This is a genomic window from Flavobacterium channae (assembly GCF_021172165.1).
Lineage (GTDB): Bacteria > Bacteroidota > Bacteroidia > Flavobacteriales > Flavobacteriaceae > Flavobacterium > Flavobacterium channae.
Genome location: NZ_CP089096.1, coordinates 1744746 through 1761515 on the forward strand (window position 1 = coordinate 1744746; position 16770 = coordinate 1761515).

Annotated in this window: 16 protein-coding genes; 7 read left to right on the top strand and 9 right to left on the bottom strand. The window is 32.5% G+C overall.

Features of this window, described 5'->3' with window-relative positions; translation table 11 throughout:
* The first annotated feature begins 164 nt into the window (after positions 1 to 164).
* The 6 genes from LOS89_RS08075 (at position 165) to LOS89_RS08100 (ending at position 4101) form a co-directional block, all read left to right on the top strand.
* Positions 165 to 734: a hypothetical protein gene (locus LOS89_RS08075; protein WP_231834770.1), complete on the top strand. Its 570-nt coding sequence runs from the start codon at positions 165 to 167 to the stop codon at positions 732 to 734.
* Between the two features lie 80 nt (positions 735 to 814).
* On the top strand, positions 815 to 955 hold the full coding sequence (locus LOS89_RS08080; RefSeq protein ID WP_231834771.1) for a hypothetical protein: 141 nt from the start codon (positions 815 to 817) through the stop codon (positions 953 to 955).
* 116 nt (positions 956 to 1071) lie between these two features.
* The gene (locus LOS89_RS08085; protein ID WP_231834772.1) at positions 1072 to 1431 is read left to right on the top strand and encodes a GIY-YIG nuclease family protein; all 360 of its coding nucleotides are present in this window, start codon (positions 1072 to 1074) and stop codon (positions 1429 to 1431) included.
* Positions 1432 to 1584: 153 nt separating this feature from the next.
* The gene (locus LOS89_RS08090; RefSeq protein WP_231834773.1) at positions 1585 to 2367 is read left to right on the top strand and encodes an MlaE family ABC transporter permease; all 783 of its coding nucleotides are present in this window, start codon (positions 1585 to 1587) and stop codon (positions 2365 to 2367) included.
* Between the two features lie 5 nt (positions 2368 to 2372).
* Positions 2373 to 3119 (top strand): ABC transporter ATP-binding protein, encoded by a 747-nt coding sequence (locus LOS89_RS08095; RefSeq protein WP_231834774.1) that lies wholly within the window; start codon positions 2373 to 2375, stop codon positions 3117 to 3119.
* Between the two features lie 7 nt (positions 3120 to 3126).
* Complete coding sequence (locus LOS89_RS08100) at positions 3127 to 4101, top strand: MlaD family protein (protein ID WP_231834775.1); 975 nt, start codon at positions 3127 to 3129, stop codon at positions 4099 to 4101.
* Between the two features lie 60 nt (positions 4102 to 4161).
* On the opposite strand, the gene LOS89_RS08105 is transcribed toward LOS89_RS08100, so the two are convergent.
* The 7 genes from LOS89_RS08105 to LOS89_RS08135 all read right to left on the bottom strand — a co-directional run bounded on the left by LOS89_RS08105 (position 4162) and on the right by LOS89_RS08135 (position 12008).
* Positions 4162 to 4623, bottom strand: coding sequence for a hypothetical protein (locus LOS89_RS08105; RefSeq protein ID WP_231834776.1), 462 nt, complete (start codon positions 4621 to 4623; stop codon positions 4162 to 4164).
* A gap of 20 nt (positions 4624 to 4643) precedes the next feature.
* Positions 4644 to 5327 (bottom strand): (d)CMP kinase, encoded by a 684-nt coding sequence (gene cmk / locus LOS89_RS08110; RefSeq protein ID WP_231834777.1) that lies wholly within the window; start codon positions 5325 to 5327, stop codon positions 4644 to 4646.
* Positions 5328 to 5438: 111 nt separating this feature from the next.
* Positions 5439 to 6458, bottom strand: a complete 1020-nt coding sequence (gene porQ / locus LOS89_RS08115; protein ID WP_231834778.1) for a type IX secretion system protein PorQ — start codon at positions 6456 to 6458, stop codon at positions 5439 to 5441.
* 129 nt (positions 6459 to 6587) lie between these two features.
* Positions 6588 to 9050, bottom strand: a complete 2463-nt coding sequence (lon, locus tag LOS89_RS08120) for an endopeptidase La (RefSeq protein WP_231834779.1) — start codon at positions 9048 to 9050, stop codon at positions 6588 to 6590.
* A gap of 197 nt (positions 9051 to 9247) precedes the next feature.
* Entirely contained in the window at positions 9248 to 9790 is a 543-nt protein-coding gene (locus tag LOS89_RS08125) for a Riean_0653 family protein (RefSeq protein WP_231834780.1), read from the bottom strand.
* A gap of 38 nt (positions 9791 to 9828) precedes the next feature.
* Complete coding sequence (locus LOS89_RS08130) at positions 9829 to 11124, bottom strand: MFS transporter (protein WP_231834781.1); 1296 nt, start codon at positions 11122 to 11124, stop codon at positions 9829 to 9831.
* Positions 11125 to 11189: 65 nt separating this feature from the next.
* Positions 11190 to 12008 carry a M48 family metallopeptidase gene (locus LOS89_RS08135; RefSeq protein ID WP_231834782.1) on the bottom strand — a complete coding sequence of 273 codons (819 nt, stop codon included), beginning with the start codon at positions 12006 to 12008 and terminating at the stop codon, positions 11190 to 11192.
* Between the two features lie 156 nt (positions 12009 to 12164).
* Here LOS89_RS08135 and LOS89_RS08140 point away from each other — a divergent pair, with 156 nt between their 5' ends.
* On the top strand, positions 12165 to 13028 hold the full coding sequence (locus LOS89_RS08140) for an alpha/beta fold hydrolase (RefSeq protein ID WP_231834783.1): 864 nt from the start codon (positions 12165 to 12167) through the stop codon (positions 13026 to 13028).
* Between the two features lie 34 nt (positions 13029 to 13062).
* Here LOS89_RS08140 and LOS89_RS08145 read toward each other — a convergent pair whose 3' ends face one another.
* Positions 13063 to 13788, bottom strand: a complete 726-nt coding sequence (locus LOS89_RS08145; RefSeq protein WP_231834784.1) for an LOG family protein — start codon at positions 13786 to 13788, stop codon at positions 13063 to 13065.
* An 86-nt stretch (positions 13789 to 13874) separates the two neighbouring features.
* Entirely contained in the window at positions 13875 to 16709 is a 2835-nt protein-coding gene (uvrA, locus tag LOS89_RS08150) for an excinuclease ABC subunit UvrA (RefSeq protein WP_231834785.1), read from the bottom strand.
* Positions 16710 to 16770: the final 61 nt, after the last annotated feature.

Below are 16770 nucleotides of genomic sequence, written 5' to 3' on the forward strand. Positions count from 1 at the left end.
TTTTTTGTTTTAGTAGTTGAAAACTTGGAAAAGGTTTGTAGGAAAAATTAATTATATTTGAGAAACTATACAATAGTATACATATATAAAAAAATTGATATGGTAAGTAATAAAAGTATTCAAAATAAATAAGATAGTGATAACCCAAAACCAAACTTTACAAAATGACCATAATAGAAAAATTCGCAAGAGAATCTATTCAGAATAATATAGAATATGGAATAGACGATTACAAAAATTCCATTAACAAAATAAAAGCTAAAACTTACGATTTTGATAACACATTAGACAAAATAAAATTTATTAGTTTACATATTGACGCCGTAAATAAAATTTATGATGAGCATCTTCCTAAATGTAATAATCCGGAAGAATGCGATACAAATTTCCAATGCGAATCTTTATTATATTATTTAAGACAAGAAATTGGTAAGTACGGCGTAAATGTTAACGAAGACACATTTACAATAGAAGAAAAATTAGAAGCAGAAGATAAACTTGATAAAATCTTAAAGGAAATCGAAGAATTAAAATTAGGTCATCAAATTATTTACGATGATTTAACAAATGAGATTTCGGAACTTAAAGAGCTTTACTTTTTAGGGAAGAAAAAATGGCATCAAATGTTAGCTGGTAAAATCGTGGATATGACTGTAAGTGGCTTGGTAAGTGAAACTCTTTCTAAACAAATTATAGAATCATTAAAACCAAACTTTAGAAACCTAATAGGATGACTCTCCGATAGCGCAGAGTTACAATCCCTACCTACAAAACAAACATTAATTATCAACCAGATAATTTAAGAATTACAACAATGACGCAACAAATTTTATTTCTTATCATGATTTTAATTGGTGGATATTATGCTCGAAAATATGGAAATAAAGCAAAATGTGAGATTGAAAAATTTAATCAGAAAAAAGAAAACGATAAGATAAAAAAGGAATTTGATTGAAAAAATTCACTTTTTTGTCATTCCGACGCAGGAGGAATCACATAAAGAAAAGACTAACAAGAAAAACGTTATGAGATGTTTCCTTACGTCAACATGACAATAGAAAAAGTAAAAAAATGAACAATACAATGATTGAATATAACGAAGGATTTCACACTTATTATGTTTATATCATTACTAATAAATACAAATCAACTTTTTATATTGGAGTAACAAATAACTTAGGCTTAAGATTACAACAGCATAAAGAAAATATCGAAAATGATATTAAAACTTTTGCTTCAAAATACAATCTTCAGTTTTTAGTTTATTATGAAAAATTCTCATGGATTCAACTTGCTATTGCAAGAGAAAAGGAATTGAAAGGTTGGAGAAGAGATAAAAAAATAGATTTAATCAAATCATTTAATGAAAACTTCGAGTTTTTAAATAACAGATTTGATAAAGATGATGTGATTCCTCCTACGTCGGAATGACAAAAGGAATTAAGAATACACAAAACGTGTAATTAAATTCAATTATTATTATCTAAAACGCAACTTTACCACATTTTTTTACAACATATCTTACAAAAATCAGTAATTATCTCGCTAAAAATCAGTACATTTGATAGAGATAATTAGCGCTTCATGAAAAAATATTTTGACAATCTTATTGAAGCATTACAAAACTTCTTGGCAGAAGTTGGAGATATTTCCTACTTTGCCTACCGCTTTTTTAAAGAAGTTTGGAAACCGCCTTATGAATTTAAAGAACTCCTACGTCAGTGTTTTTATATTGGAAATCGTTCTTTATTGCTCGTAAGCGTTACCGGTTTTATCATTGGTTTGGTTTTTACATTACAGTCGCGCCCTACTCTACAAGAATTTGGTGCCGTTTCATGGATGGCTTCTATGGTAAGCGTTTCTATCATTCGTGAAATTGGCCCCATCATTACCGCATTAATTTGCGCTGGAAGAATTGGCTCAGGTATTGGTGCCGAACTCGGTTCGATGAAAGTTACCGAACAAATTGACGCTATGGAAGTTTCGGGAACCAATCCTTTTAAATATTTAGTCATCACACGAATTGTAGCTTGTACGCTTATGTTGCCAATTCTTGTTATCATTGGTGATTTTATTGCTATTTATGGTTCTTTTTTGGTAGAAAACATAAAAGGAAATGTTTCATTTACCTTATACTTTAATCAGGTTTTTAATATTTTAGAATACAGCGACGTCATTCCTGCTACCATAAAAACGTTCTTTTTTGGCTTTGCCATTGGACTTATTGGTTGTTACAAAGGTTATAATTGTAAAAAAGGAACGGCTGGCGTAGGAAAAGCAGCCAATGCAGCGGTTGTTTATACCTCAATGTTGTTGTTTGTTATTGATTTTGTGGCGGTTTTTGTAACTAATATTTTTTACGGATAATCATTATGGATACTACATCAAAAAATACTATTATCGAAATCCATGACTTGCATAAAAGTTTTGGAAACAATGTAGTATTGAATGGATTTGATTTGGTTTTAAATGAAGGAGAAAATTTGGTTGTAATGGGAAAATCGGGTTCTGGAAAATCGGTTATGATTAAATGCATCATTGGATTAGAACAACCCGATAGCGGTTCGATTTTAGTAATGAATCAGGAAATCAATAGTTTAGAACGAGAAGATTTAGATGAATTACGAACCGAAATTGGATTTCTTTTCCAAGGAAGTGCTTTGTATGATTCGATGTCGGTAAGAGAAAATTTAGAATTTCCGCTACGAAGACACACTAAAAAATTTGGTGTAATTAAAGATACAACGCCATTAGTTATGGAAGTTTTAGAAAGCGTTGGTTTAGCACATGCTATCGATTTAATGCCAAACGAACTTTCGGGCGGAATGAAACGTAGAATTGCATTAGCACGAACTTTAATCCTTAAACCTAAAATTATTTTGTACGACGAACCTACAACAGGTTTAGATCCTATTACATCAAAAGAAATCGTACTTTTAATGAATTCGGTTCAGGAAAAATTCAATACGTCATCGATAATCATAACACATGATGTAGATTGTGCTAAAGTAATTGCCAATAGAATGATTTTACTAATAGATGGTATCAATTATATTGAAGGAACATTTGAAGCGTTAGCCAACTCACAAGATCCAAAAGTGCAAGCCTTTTTTAAATAATTAAGCAATGGAAAAAACATCTTCACAAAAAATACAATTAGGAATATTTGTCATCATAGGCACCTTAATTTTTTTAGCTGCCATCTATTTCATTGGAAACAAGCAAAACATGTTTGGCAATACTTCTCGTTTAAATGCTGTTTTTGTTAATGTAAACGGATTGCAGCCAGGAAATAATGTTCGATATGCCGGAATTGATATTGGCACTGTAAACGAAATTGAAATGGTTAACGACACCACAATTACTGTTGTAATGCTAATTGACAATAAAATCATGGAACACATTAAGACAAATGCAATTGCAACCATTGGTTCAGACGGTTTGGTGGGCAACATTATTATCAATATTATTCCAGGAAAAGGCAATGCTCCAAAAGTAACAAATGGCGATACCATTAAATCGTATAGTAGAATTGGCACCGATGCTATGCTAGAAACTTTAAATGTCACCAATGAAAATGCTGCAATGCTAACTGCTGATTTATTAAAAATTACACAAGAAATTACATTAGGCAAAGGAACTGTTGGAATGTTAATTCGTGATACCGTTATGGCACAAGATTTAAAAGCCACAATGAATTATCTCCGATTGACTTCTAAAGGGACATCCGAATCGGTGGCTAGTTTGAATCAGCTGATTAACGATTTGAACAGAAAAGACAACGTAATTGGTACACTAAATGATACGGTTGTTGCCAATAGAATGAAAAAAATTATTGTAAATCTTGAAAAATCGAGTGTTGAAATAAACAAAGTGGTAACTAATTTAAATGCCACAATTACCAACGTAAAAGATGGAAAAGGCGCTTTAAATTACTTATCAAACGATCCTAAATTGGTAAAACAAATCGATTCTACAATGACGAATTTAAACAAAGCGAGCATCAAATTAAATGAAGATTTAGAAGCGTTGAAACACAATTTCTTGTTTAGAGGTTATTTCAAAAAACAAACGAAGGAAAAGGAAAAGATAAAAAAATAAAAAGGCTTTAATCAAAATTGATTAAAGCCATAAAAAATATTTTTAAATTTAATCTGTAAATTATCTAGAATATTCAGAATACAAAACTCCTACTACTCCACTATCATTGATTAATGTTTTAATTTTCATGAAATTAGCATTTAAAGTAACTACTTTAGATGTTTCTCCATCAATTATTAAATCATCTGTAGAAGAATTATATGAATAAGTTCCACTTTCAGTAACTGGTTCTATTACTGTTGTTTCACTATAATTTAATGATGGAATAGTTACTTCTAAATAACCGCTAATGATATTACTATCATAAGTCCCATCCGATTTAAATTCCATTGTTCCTTCAGAATCACCATCCATAGTGGAGTTCATACCAGAATATGTTGCATTTCCGTATATTCTTCCCAATTGCCAAACACCTTCAATGTTTCCTGTTGTAGCATCACCATCATCACTACTACATCCGTTTAAAAATAGAACAGATAATAATAAAAAAGTTACTTTTAAAGAATTACTCAAAAATTTCATGTTGTTATTTGTTTAGTTATTTAAATTTTCTCTTTTACAAGGTTCAAAACCAATTCAAATTGTTCTTTTTTAGATAAACTTGAATTATCTACTTCAATAGCGTCGTCTGCTTTAACTAAAGGCGAATCTTCTCTGTGTGTGTCGATATAATCGCGCTCTTCTACATTTTGTAAAACATCTTCAAATGTAACATGTTGTCCCTTTTCAACCAATTCATCAAAACGACGTTGCGCTCTTGTTCTTGAGCTTGCTGTCATGAATAATTTTAACTCGGCATCTGGGAAAACTACGGTTCCGATGTCTCTACCATCCATAACAATTCCTTTGTCTTTGCCCATTTCTTGTTGCTGCTCGACTAATTTAGCACGCACTTCCGAAACTTCGGCAACTTTACTCACCATACGAGAAACTTCAATCGTTCTGATTTGCGTTTCGATGTTTTCGTTGTTTAAATACATTTCGGCAAATCCTAAAGCAGAATTAAATTGAAAACGTAAGTTGATATTAGGCAATTGCGCAATCAAACCCGCTTTGTCTAAATGCGTTTCAGAAACTAAGTTATGTTGCATAGCAAAATACGCTACAGCACGATACATAGCACCTGTATCAACGTAGACATAACCCAATGTTGCAGCCAACTGCTTTGCTAATGTACTTTTTCCTGTTGACGAAAAACCGTCTATTGCTATGGTAATTTTTTTCATGTTTTTTAAATATTGACTTTTATTTTAACATATAAGTCATGTAAGTGATACTTTGTGAATAATGAAGTTCATCTAAGTAATCACTAATTACTTTTCACTAATCACTCATTTCTACTCCAAATCAATCATCAATCCAAATAAACTCGTATTGGCTGCCACCGTATATCTCGAATACGAATAATCAAATTTAACTTTCCCAAAACGAATTCCAAAACCAACAGAAATTCCAGAAAAATTACGTTGCTCTAAAATACGCAATTCTTCACTTCTTCTAAAATTATAACCCAATCGAATGTTGAATCCTTTTTCAGGAAATAATTCCGCTCCAAGAATCACGTGACGTAAAGCATTATTAAAAAAGGATACTTTTTCTTCTTTAGTTCCACCATCCAAATTGCCTTCTGCCCTATTTGGATTTGAAAAAGCAATATTCCATTGTTGTAAGTTTTCAAACGTCATGTGCCAACGAATTGGAACGTTCTCCATTAACTGCGAAATACCAGCGTCAATAGCTAGTGGTAATTTTTCATTGGTATCTTCGTATGGTTTTATTTGGAAACCTAAATTTCGAACTGTTAAACCATAATTGATGTCATTATCATAATCAACATATAAAAAACCTAAATCAACGGCAGCTCCCCAAGAATTATAAGTCTCTAAAGTAGAAGAAATCAATTTAGCATTAACACCAACAAACATATCTGTCCAAGGCAAGTTGTAGGCATAACCCAAAGAAAGTGCGGCTTCACTACCGGTAAAATCAGAAGTTAGATTACCCAATTCGTCTCTTCCTTCAAATGTTCCATAATTTACGTAACTAATACCAGCATGAAACGTTTGCAAATGACGGTCATACGTATACGCATAAGCAGCTGTTCCATAAGAAACTTCACCAAAATAACTACCATAATTTACCGATAAACGTTTGTGCATTTCAGCATTTATAGTTGCCGGATTATAAAACGCTTGATTTACGTCGTAATCAACAACGGTAACTGTTTTTCCTCCTAATGCTGCTTGTCTTGGTGATTGTGCTAAGTTTAAAAATTGATATACACTCTGACCTCCTATTTGGCTAAAACCATTAGCCGATAGTAGAAATAAAAATAGGAATAAGAGTTTTCTTAGCATTTTTTATAGTTAATCTTACTTATAACGCAACTGCGAAGATAAAATTATATCGGTTAGTAAACAAAAAAAGAACTCCCAATAAACAATTTATTGAGAGTTCATTTTGTATATTTTATAAATAATTAAATATTAGCTCTTAGCTTCAACAGGTTTTGGATTTTTTACCTTTTGATTTGTAATCGCAATATCTAAAACTTCACTCATTTTGTCTACATAATGGAAAGTTAAACCTTCGATATAATCTGGTTTGATTTCTTCGATATCACGTTTGTTCTCTTTACACAAAATAATCTCTTTGATATTCGCTCTTTTGGCAGCTAAAATCTTTTCTTTAATACCACCAACAGGCAATACTTTTCCTCGAAGCGTAATTTCTCCCGTCATTGCGATACTTTTCTTCACTCTTTTTTGTGTAAATGAAGAAACCATAGACGTTAACATGGCGATTCCGGCACTTGGTCCATCTTTTGGAGTTGCACCTTCTGGAACGTGAATATGAATGTTGTAATTATTTAAAACATCTGGATTGATTCCTAAACTTTCAGCATTAGCTCGAATATATTCCAAAGCAATCGTAACCGATTCTTTCATAACTGTTCCTAGGTTTCCGGTCATCGTCATTGCTCCTTTTCCTTTAGAAATCAAAGATTCGATAAATAAAATATCGCCACCAACTGATGTCCAAGCCAAACCTGTAACAACACCAGCCACATCGTTATTTTCGTATTTATCGCGCTCCATTCTAGGAGATTTTAATACTTCAATAATGTCAGCATCGGAAACTTTCACATTGTAAGGTTCTTCCATTGCAATTGATTTTGCTGCATGACGAACCATTTGAGCAATCTTTTTCTCTAAACCACGAACACCCGATTCACGTGTATAACCTACTACGATTTTTTCCAATTGTTTTTTACCAATTTGTAAATCTTTAGTTGTTAATCCGTGTTCTTTTAATTGTTTTGGCAATAAGTGTGCTTTGGCAATTTCGATTTTTTCTTCAATTGTATAACCCGTCATCTCAATGATTTCCATACGATCACGAAGTGCTGGTTGAATTGTCGATAAACTATTGGAAGTCGCGATAAACATTACTTTCGATAAGTCATATCCTAATTCCAAGAAATTATCATGAAACTCCTTATTTTGCTCTGGATCTAAAACTTCTAATAATGCAGAAGATGGATCACCATTATGACTTGATGATAATTTATCTATTTCGTCTAATACAAAAACCGGATTTGATGTTTTCGCTTTTTTAATGTTTTGAAGAATACGTCCTGGCATTGCACCAATGTACGTTTTTCTGTGACCACGAATTTCTGCTTCATCCCGCAAACCACCTAAAGACATACGAATGTATTCTCTACCTAAAGCTTCTGCAATAGACTTTCCGATAGATGTTTTTCCAACACCAGGAGGTCCGTACAAACATAAGATTGGCGATTTCATATCGTTTCGCAATTTTAAAACTGCTAAATGCTCAATAATACGTTTTTTAACATCATCTAAACCATAATGATCTCTATCTAATATTTTTTGAGCACGTTTTAAATCGAAATTATCTTTCGTGAATTCATTCCAAGGCAATTCTAAAAACAACTCAATATAATTGCGTTGGATTCCAAAATCAGGAGAATTAGGATTCGTACGTTGTAATTTAGAAAGTTCTTTTTCAAAATGCTTCGCTGTTTTTTCGTCCCATTTTTTCTTTTGACCTTTGGCACGCATTTCTTCAATTTCAGCTTCATACGAAACACCTCCCAATTCTTCTTGGATAGTTTTCATTTGTTGTTGCAAGAAATATTCGCGTTGTTGTTGGTCTAAATCAAAACGAACTTTAGATTGAATATCGTTTCGAACTTCTAATTTTTGAAGCTCTAAGTTCATGAAACGCAATGTTTCAAGTGCTCTATCTTTTAGATTTGGAATCGATAATAATTTTTGTTTTTCTTCAACCGAAAGGTTCATATTAGAAGAAACAAAATTGATTAAAAACGGATTACTTTCGATGTTTTTGATAGCAAAAGTAGCTTCCGTTGGAATATTCGGGCTTTCCTTAATAATTTGGATTGCCAATTCTTTTATCGATTCTACAATTGTTTTGAACTCGACATTTTTAACATCAGGTCGTTTTTCAGGAACTTCCTTAATTGTTGCTTTCAAATAGGGCTCTTCTTGAGTAAATGAATCGATTTCAAAACGTTTTTTCCCTTGAAGAATAACCGTTGTATTTCCATCAGGCATTTTCAAAACACGCATAATACGTGCTACGGTTCCAATATGATGAACATCATTTGGTGCTGGTTCTTCAACATTTTCATCAATTTGAGCTACAACACCAATAATTTTACCTTTGGCGTTAGCATCGTTAATTAATTTAATAGATTTATCTCTTCCGGCTGTAATAGGAATTACAACACCAGGGAATAAAACTGTATTACGTAGAGGTAAAATCGCGATATCTTCAGGCAAAGCCTCATTATTCATTTCTTCTTCATCCTCAGGCGTCATCAACGGAATTAATTCCGCATCCGGATCCATTTCTTGAAGTGACAAATTGTCAAGCGCTAGTATTTTTTGATTTGGCATAATAATATTTATGGTCTTTTTGTCAGTATTTAAAAAAAGTACTGCTATTCAAAGTTACACAGAAAAGTGTTATTTAATTGATAATCAAATCATAAAATAATTTTAAATAGCAATTTCAATAGTAATAGTTCAAGATGTATGCCATAAAAAAATCCCGAAGGATTACTTCGGGATTTAATATTATATTTTTTAGAAACTTAATCTACTTGATTATCAAACTCAATATCTGTAAAGACACCGTTTGTAATTGATTTAGTGGTAGAATTTGAAACATTATAAGCAGAAAAACTAAAAGTTCCTGATACTAAATCATTTGTTCTGTCAAATTCAGTGATTGTAACAGTTCCAACCGATGTATTTGAAATAGGATTATATGAAGAAAAAGCACCATTTGTTGCTCCTAAAGCTGTATCAAAGTACTGTAATAAACACAAATCACTAGATGATGTACTTGCTGCAAAAGTTCCTACAGCTGGATTGATTATTTGAATAGAAATAGATTTCCCATTACTGGTTAACCCGCTTATTATTAACTGATTTCCTAATGTTGTAGAAGTAAAATCACCAACTGTCGTAGAAGCAGTAAAATCATTCCCATCAATTTTTGCTGTAAAAACACTACTTACAGAACCTCCTGCAGAAAGATCTAAAGCTGGATCTACAGGTTCATTATCACACGAAACCGTTGAGAAAGCTATTGATAAAACGAAAAGTGTTACAATTGATTTTATAGTTTTCATAATTTAATTTTAAATGTTTCCAAATATAAAAAGATATTTTATTTTTTAGGCACTCGAAATAATAAAAGTAGTCCTACAACAAAAAATAAAATTAAAAATAAGATCGCATTTTGAATTTTTCCTGTTACATCGGCAATATAACCATATGTAAACATACCGATTACAATACCAATTTTCTCGGCAACATCATAAAAACTAAAGAAAGATGTTGTATCGTTTGTTCCATCTGGAATAAATTTAGAATAAGTAGAACGTGAAAGCGATTGAATTCCTCCCATTACCAAACCTACAAAGGCGGCAGCAATGTAAAAATCATTTGGAGTAACTACAAAATAAGCATACGTACAAATTAAAATCCATGAGAAATTAATAAAAATAAGCACTTTTATGTTTCCAAATTTAGCCGATGCTTTTGAGGTTAACCAAGCTCCTAAAACTGCAATTAACTGAATCAATAAAACACTAACTATTAAACCAATAGTTCGCTTGCTATCACTTCCCCATTTTACTTCTTTTTCACCAAAATAAGCAGCAATAATCATAATGGTTTGAACTGCCATACTGTAAACAAAAAAAGCAGCTAAATAACGACGTAGAGGTTTTAACTCTTTTAGTTGATGCCACACTTTTAATAACTCTTTAAAACCATTGAAAATTACATTTCGGTGTAGCTTATTGTCGTTTTTGTTGTTAGGCAAATAATAATAAGTATATTGACTAAAACCTATCCACCAAATTCCTACTAAAAGAAAAGAATAACGCATCATTTGCAGTTTGTAATCATCTGCAACAGACATTACCATTCCTAAACAGACAAGCAGCAACAAAACGCTACCAATGTAGCCCAAACTAAAACCTTTGGCACTAATTCCATCTTGTTGTTCTTTATGAGCAATATCTGGCAAATATGAATTATAAAAAACCAAACTTCCCCAAAAACCTATTAAAGCCAACAAATAGGAAATCAAACTTAAAACAACCTTTTCATCATCAATAGAAAAAAAGTACAAAGACATACATGAAATAGCTCCTACATAGCAGAAAAGTTTTAAGAAAAACTTTTTATTTCCCATATAATCTGCAATTCCAGATAATAAAGGTGAGATAAAAGCAATGATTAAAAATCCTAATGCTGTAACATAACTTATTAAAGCTTCGCTACGAATAGACAATCCAAAAAGAACTATTTCATCGATGTTTTTATGACGAAATAAAGCACCATAATACAAAGGAAATATAGTAGAAGAAATTACTAAAGCGTAAACTGAATTTGCCCAATCGTAAAAAGCCCAAGCGTTTAATAACTTTGAATCTCCTTTTTGTAGTTTTTGCATAGCTTATGTTTTAAAATAAAAAATCCCGACAATGTCGGGATTCAAATATAATAGTAATTTTTTAATTATTTAAAAGTTACTCCAAACTTAGCCGCTTCAGCTTTAGCTTGTGGAATTAATTCCTTAATCTTAGCAATACGAGTTGCATTACTAGGGTGTGTACTCATAAATTCTGGTGGTGATTGCCCTCCCGATTGTGCTGCCATTCTTTCCCAAAATGCAACAGCAGTATCAGGATTGTAACCTGCAATAGCCATTAATGTTAATCCAATCATATCCGCTTCACTTTCATGCGCTCTACTAAATGGTAACATTCCACCAAATTGTGTTGTTGCTCCATAAGCCGTCATAGCCAATTGTTGCGTTTCTTGCGATTTACTTCCAGTTGCAACTGCAACACCAGCAGCACCCGCTTGTTGTAAAACTCCAGCGCTCATACGTTGCTGACCATGATTCGCTAAAGCGTGAGCCACTTCGTGTCCCATTACCGTAGCCATTCCAGCATCGTCTTTACAAATTGGCATAATACCCGTATAAAAAACGATTTTTCCTCCAGGCATACACCAAGCATTTACTTCTTTGCTATCTACTAATTTATATTCCCAAGCATATCCTTCTAAATAATTAGCATATCCGTTAGCATTTAACCAGCGTTCAGCGGCAACTTTGATTTTAGATCCAACTGTCTCTACTCTTTTTGCATCGCTTGTACCCGTAATTACTTTATTTTCAGATAAAAACTGATTATATTGTTGAAAAGCAGAAGGTAAAATTTCGCTATTAGGCACTAAAGCCAAAGTACTTTTTCCTGTAAAAGGATTTTTTGCACAAGATGCCACAATTGCTAGAACTGCTACGGCGATAATTTTAGATTTATAATTCATAAGTTTAAATTTTAACAAAAATACAATTTATAGTTTTAATTATAGAAAAAGACACCAAATTTTATACCATTCTAAATCATTAGTTTTAACTTTATTTTATAAATGAATTTGAAAACAAAATCTACATAAGTTGTAACTTGCGCAAAATTTTATAAAATGTCTAAAAAGAAACAAAAACAAGCTCAGGTAATTGAAATCCCTAAAGCTATTTTGTTAACTGCTAAGTTTTTACAAGCAGTTTCTCCAGCATTAACTACTAAGTTTGCTGCTAAACTTTTTACTACTCCCATAAAGCATAAATTACCAAAGCGTGAATTACATATGGAACGCGAAAGTGTTCAAAAAAGTATTATGGTTCCTGCAATAAACAAAGAAATTGTTGTATATGAATATGGCAAAAGCGATAAAAAAGTACTTTTAGTTCATGGTTGGTCTGGAAGAGGAACACAATTGGTTAAAATTGCAGATGAGTTATTGAAAATGGACTACATGACCATAAGTTTTGATGCGCCTGCTCATGGAAAATCAAAAGGAAATTATTCGATAATGACCGAGTTTATCGCTTCGATTTTAGAGTTGGAAAAACAATATGGTTCGTTTGAATATGCGATTGGACATTCTCTTGGTGGTATGTCGGTTTTGAATGCTATAAAGCAAAATCTGAATGTTAAAAGAGCAGTTACTATTGGAGCTGGTGATATTATACAAGATATTATTGATGATTTTATAAAGAAACTACAATTAAAACCAGAATACGGAATCAAATTGAGAGATCATTTTGAGAAAAGATTTGCAGGAAAAATGGATGATTATTCGGCTTACAAAGCTGCAAAAACAATCAATATTCCTGTTTTAATTATGCATGATAAAGAAGATGATGATGTATCAGTTAAAGCGGCTTATCATATTCACGAACACCTTCAAGGTTCAGAATTGATTATTACAGAAGGTTTAGGGCATCGTAAAATTTTAGGCGATGAAGCTGTGATAAACAAAATCAAAGAATTCCTTTCAAAATAAAAAAAGTCCTTCGATTTGAAGGACTTTTGCTTTTTTAGAAATTGGGAGATAAATTGTATTTTTTATAGAAGTTATCTAATGCTTCTAACACCTCATCTTCTGTATCAACCACTTTGATTAAGTTCATATCATCTGGACTGGCATTTTTCATTTTGTCAATCATGACATTTTTAATCCAATCTAATAAACCGGACCAGAATTCTGTTCCTACTAAAATAATTGGGAATTTTCCAATTTTCTTAGTCTGAATTAATGTTATCGCTTCAAATAATTCGTCTAAAGTTCCAAAACCTCCTGGCATTACCACGAAACCTTGTGAATATTTTACAAACATTACTTTTCTCACGAAAAAGTAATCAAAATTTAAGTTTTTATCCTTATCGATGTACGGATTAAAGTGTTGCTCAAAAGGCAATTCGATGTTTAAACCTACTGATGTACCGCCACCATAATGTGCTCCTTTATTTCCTGCTTCCATGATACCAGGACCACCACCTGTTATAACGCCGTATCCTGCTTTACTGATTTTGAAAGCAATTTTTTCAGCTAATAAATAGTATTTGTCTTCTGGTTTTGTTCTTGCTGAACCAAAAATAGATACACAAGGACCAATTCTTCCCATTGATTCGTAACCATTTACGAATTCTGACATGATTTTAAAAATTGCCCATGAATCATTAGTTCTTATTTCATTCCAAGTCTTTTGCTTGAATTTTTCCTGAATTCTGTGATCTTCGTTTTCGTATTGATCTGCTGCCATAATAATTTTAGTCAATTTGTTAATAAACAAATCATTAAAGTTAATAATAAAGTTTAGCAGTGTTGTTGTGTGAAGTAATTAGATTGCTAAGATAATTCTTTTTTCAAAAACTGAGCAGTATAACTCTTCTTATTTTTTACAATTTCTTCTGGAGTTCCTTTTGCAACCACTTCTCCTCCACCTTTTCCACCTTCGTAACCAATGTCGATTACATAATCGGCAAGTTTTACAACATCTAAATTATGCTCGATAATTAAAACCGTATTTCCTTTGTCAACCAACACATTTATTACATCCATTAAAACGCGAATGTCTTCAAAATGCAATCCAGTTGTAGGTTCGTCTAAAATGTAAAACGTATTTCCTGTATCTTTTTTAGATAATTCAGTTGACAATTTAATACGTTGTGCTTCTCCTCCGGAAAGTGTTGTACTTTGCTGACCTAATGTGATATAGCCCAATCCAACATCTTGAATCGTTTTGATTTTTCTGTAGATTTTTGGAATATTTTCGAAGAAATCAACTGCTTCATCAACCGTCATATTCAATACATCAGAAATTGATTTTCCTTTGTAACGAATTTCCAATGTTTCTCTGTTAAAACGTTTTCCCATACAGGTTTCACATTCCACATAAACATCAGGTAAAAAACTCATTTCAATTGTGCGTACTCCAGAACCTTCACAAGTTTCACAACGACCTCCTTTTACATTGAAACTAAATCTTCCTGGTTTGTAACCACGAATCATCGCTTCAGGAGTTTGCGTATACAAACTTCTAATTTCCGAAAAAACATCGGTATATGTTGCCGGATTGGAACGTGGAGTTCTTCCAATCGGACTTTGATCGATGTCTATTACTTTATCGATATGTTCTAATCCTTCAATTTTTTTGTAAGGTTGTGGTTTTTTAACAGCATTGAAAAAATGCGTATTTAAAATTGGATATAATGTTTCGTTAATCAACGTTGATTTTCCACTACCCGAAACACCGGTTACGCAAACTAATTTACCTAAAGGTATTTCAATCGAAACATTTTTTAAATTATTTCCAGTTGCACCAGAAAGCTTTAATGATTTCCCATTCCCTTCACGACGTGATTTTGGAACTTCTATACTCATTTTACCATTCATGTATTGTGCGGTAATGGTATTTTCTTTCAATAATTCTTTTGGTGTTCCTTTGCTGATAATTTGTCCGCCAAAACGACCCGCTTTTGGTCCAATATCAATCACATAATCAGCACGTTCAATCATATCTTTATCGTGCTCTACAACGATTACCGAATTTCCGATATCACGTAAACTTTCTAACGATTTAATTAATCGCTCGTTGTCACGTTGATGCAATCCAATACTTGGCTCATCTAAAATGTACAAAACTCCAACTAATTGCGAACCTATTTGTGTTGCCAAACGAATACGTTGTGCTTCACCACCTGAAAGCGATTTTGAACTACGATTTAATGACAAATAATTCAATCCAACATCTAAAAGAAATTGCAATCTTGCCGTGATTTCTTTCATAACCTCAACAGCAATAACTTGTTGTTTTTCCGATAAATGATTTGGCAAATCAGAAAACCATTCTGAAAGTTCGGCTACATCCATTTGCACTAATTCGCCAATGTTTTTACCATTTAGTTTAAAGTACAACGATTCTTTTCTTAAACGCGTTCCATTACATTCTGGACATTCGTTTTCGTCCATGAATTCTTTTGCCCAACGTTTGATACTTGCCGAATCGGAATTATCGTACTGATTTTTGATGAAATTCGAAATTCCTTCAAAATCAATTTTATAATCTTTAGTAATTCCCATTACTTTAGAAACAACAGAAAACTTCTCGTTTCCGCCATGCAAAATCATGTCTAAGGCTTCTTGTGGAATATCTTCTATTGCATCGGTAATCTTAAACTCAAATTTTTGAGCAATAATTTCCAATTGCTTAAAAATCCAAGAACTTTTGAATTCTCCTAATGGCGCAAAACCACCATTTTTTATTGATAACTTAGGATTAGGAATTATTTTTCGCAAGTTAATTTCATTCACCGTTCCCAATCCGTTACAACACGGACAAGCACCTTTAGGTGAATTGAATGAGAAATTATTTGGTTCTGGATTTGGGTATGAAATTCCAGATGAAGGACACATTAAATTACGACTGTAAAAACGAACTTCTTGACTTTCTTGCTCGATTACCATCATAACATCTTCACCATGATACATAGCGGTTTTGATGCTTTCTGTTAATCGTTTATCGGTATCTTCATCTGTATCAATTGCCATTCTATCAATAACAATTTCGATGTCGTGTGTTTTGTATCGATCCACTTTCATTCCGTATTCTAAATCGCGGATTTGACCATTGACACGAACTTTTAAAAATCCTTGTTTGGCAATTTGTTCAAATAATTCGCGATAATGTCCTTTACGAGAACGAACAACTGGAGCCAAAATATTGATGCGTTTTCCGTTGAAATCTTCTAGAATTAACGCTTTAATTTGCTCATCGGAATACGAAACCATTTTCTCGCCAGTATTGTAACTAAAAGCATCGGCACCTCTAGCGTATAACAAACGTAAAAAATCGTAGATTTCAGTAATTGTACCAACAGTGGAACGTGGTGATTTACTTGTCGTTTTTTGTTCAATTGCAATTACAGGAGACAAACCGTCTATTTTATCAACATCTGGACGCTCTAAACCGCCCAAAAACTGACGTGCATAAGCCGAAAAAGTTTCAATGTACCTTCTTTGACCTTCTGCATAAATAGTATCGAAAGCTAAAGACGACTTTCCCGAACCCGATAAACCAGTAATAACCACCAGTTTTTCGCGAGGAATAGATACATCTATATTTTTAAGATTATGGGCTCTAGCACCAATAATTTCGATAGTTTCTTCTGTTGTGTGTTGCATAATTTTTGGCAAAACGCAAAGATACTATTTTGAACGAAGAATAACTAATGAGTTTAAATTT